The sequence below is a fragment of the Sphaerotilus sp. genome (assembly GCF_031429695.1).
Lineage (GTDB): Bacteria > Pseudomonadota > Gammaproteobacteria > Burkholderiales > Burkholderiaceae_C > Sphaerotilus.
The window spans coordinates 1-2,179 of the sequence record NZ_JANPAB010000100.1 but is presented as its reverse complement, the minus strand read 5'-3'; the positions used below and the strand labels follow the sequence as shown (position 1 = coordinate 2,179).

Here is a 2,179-nt window from a genome sequence, read left to right as displayed (position 1 = left end):
GACATCGCCGACTACATCGTCAGCTTCTACAACAGCGTGCGTCTGCACTCCACACTGGGCAACTTGCCTCCCAATGCCTTCGAGCAGCAATCGGCAATCACACAACCTATCGGGCTGTGCGAAATAACTTGACCAGGACAGATCAAAGCGTATGCAGGGCGATCTGGTCTGGCTCCCTCCCCCAGCGGGGGAGGGTTGGGGAGGGGGTTCGGGTCGCGCCAGCCGTCCATTGATGCTTGACGGAACACTAGGACGTGAGACTCGCCTGGCGATCCGGCATGTCCGGAATGGCGCCGCAGAACCGGGCAATGCCACGGTCTTTCGGCAACCCCGCGAGGCGAGCGGGTGCGGGATCCACCACGTCATCGACGGCAATGAAAATCACCTCAGTGCGCCGATGCCGGAACTCGGGTGGCACCGTCAACACGATCTCGTCCTGCGGGTCTTCAATGATCTGGCGCATCGCAAACATGGCATTTCTCCCGAAGCAGATGGCAGCAGTGTGCCCCAAGGGCGCTCACTCACGCCTTCAGAAACTCCATCTTCCCCCCCAGCCACCGGCTGATGTGCAGCCGCGCCGCCTCCGGATGCGCGTCGAGCAATCCCGGCGCCGCCGCCTTGGCCCGCTCCAGCAGTACGCCGTCCTGCGCCAGGTCCGCGAACTTCAGCAGCGCATCGCCTGACTGCTTGGCCCCCATGAACTCGCCCGGCCCGCGAATCTCCAGGTCGCGCCGGGCGATCTCGAACCCGTCCGTTGTCTCGGCCATCGCTTTCAATCGCTCGCGGCCGGTCTGCGACAGCGGCGAGGTGTAGATCAGCACGCAGACGCTCGCCACCGCACCGCGCCCCACCCGCCCGCGCAACTGGTGCAACTGCGCCAGCCCGAAGCGTTCGGCGTGCTCGATGACCATCACGCTCGCGTTGGGCACGTCCACGCCGACCTCGATCACGGTCGTCGCCACCAAGACGCTCAGACGGCCCGCCGTGAACTCGGCCATCACCGCCGCCTTGTCCGCCGACGACATCCGCCCGTGCAGCAGGCCGACCGCCACGCCGTCGAAGATCGCCGAGAGCTGCGCGTGCGTCTCGGTGGCGTTCTGCAGGTCGAGCGCCTCGGACTCCTCGATCAGCGGCACGACCCAGTACACCTGCCGCCCCTGGCCCACCGCGTCGCGCACGCGGGCGATCACGTCGTCGCGGCGGTTGTCGGCGAAGACGCGGGTGACGATCGGCGTGCGGCCGGGGGGCAGCTCGTCGATGGTGCTGACGTCGAGGTCGGCGAAGTAGGTCATCGCCAGCGTGCGAGGAATGGGCGTCGCGCTCATCATCAGCAGGTGCGGCTCCAGCTTCTGCTCGGCGAGCTTGTGGCGCAGCTCCAGCCGTTGCGCCACACCAAAGCGGTGCTGCTCGTCGATCACCGCCAGCCCGAGTTTCGCGAAATGCACGTCGCCCTGGATCACCGCGTGCGTGCCGACGATGAGCCTGGCCTCGCCGGACGCGATGCGCTCGACCATCGCCGTGCGCGCCTTGCCCTTGCGGCTGCCGGTGAGCCACGCCACGCCGATGCCCAGCGGCTCCAGCCACTGCAGCAGCTTGCGGAAATGCTGCTCGGCCAGGATCTCGGTCGGCGCCATCAGCGCGCACTGCCAGCCGGCGTCGATCGCCACCGCCGCGGCGAGTGCCGCCACCACCGTCTTGCCAGAGCCGACATCGCCCTGCAGCAGGCGGTGCATCGGCTGCGGGCGGCGCAGGTCGGCGGCGATCTCGTGGCTGACGCGGTGCTGAGCGCCCGTGAGCGTGAACGGCAGTGCGGCCAGCAACTGTTCATGCAGGCCGCCCGGCTTGGCCTTGAGCGACGGGGCGCGCAGGCGGGCGCGTTCGCGCTGGGCGGTGAGCTGCGAGAGCTGCTGGGCGAGCAGTTCCTCGAACTTGATGCGCTGCCAGGCGGGGTGCGTGCGCTCTTCCAGCGCGGCAAGGCTGGCGGCGGACGCCGGGTGGTGCAGGAAATTCAGCGCCTCCCGCAGGCCCGGCAGTCCCTTGGGCACGACACCGGCGGGCAGCACCTCGTCCAGCGGCGCCCGCTTCAGCCCGGCCGCCACCGCCTTGCGCAGGTAGGCCTGCGGCAGTTGCGCGCTCGTTGGGTAGACGGGGGTGAGCGCATCGGACAGCGGCGCGCCGA

General features: G+C 68.7%; 2 protein-coding genes. Both read right to left on the bottom strand.

Annotated elements, in window-relative coordinates; genetic code table 11:
• Positions 1-247 precede the first annotated feature (247 nt).
• The gene (locus tag RMP06_RS18940; protein WP_310463354.1) at positions 248-472 is read right to left on the bottom strand and encodes a hypothetical protein; all 225 of its coding nucleotides are present in this window, start codon (positions 470-472) and stop codon (positions 248-250) included.
• Positions 473-521: 49 nt separating this feature from the next.
• On the bottom strand, positions 522-2,179 hold a 1,658-nt coding region (gene recG / locus RMP06_RS18935; protein ID WP_310463353.1), incomplete at its 5' end, for an ATP-dependent DNA helicase RecG.

Coding starts and splice junctions, on each gene's coding strand:
- RMP06_RS18940 (WP_310463354.1), bottom strand. CDS start 472: ATGTTTGCGATGCGCCAGATCATTGAAGACCCGCAGGACGAGATCGTG.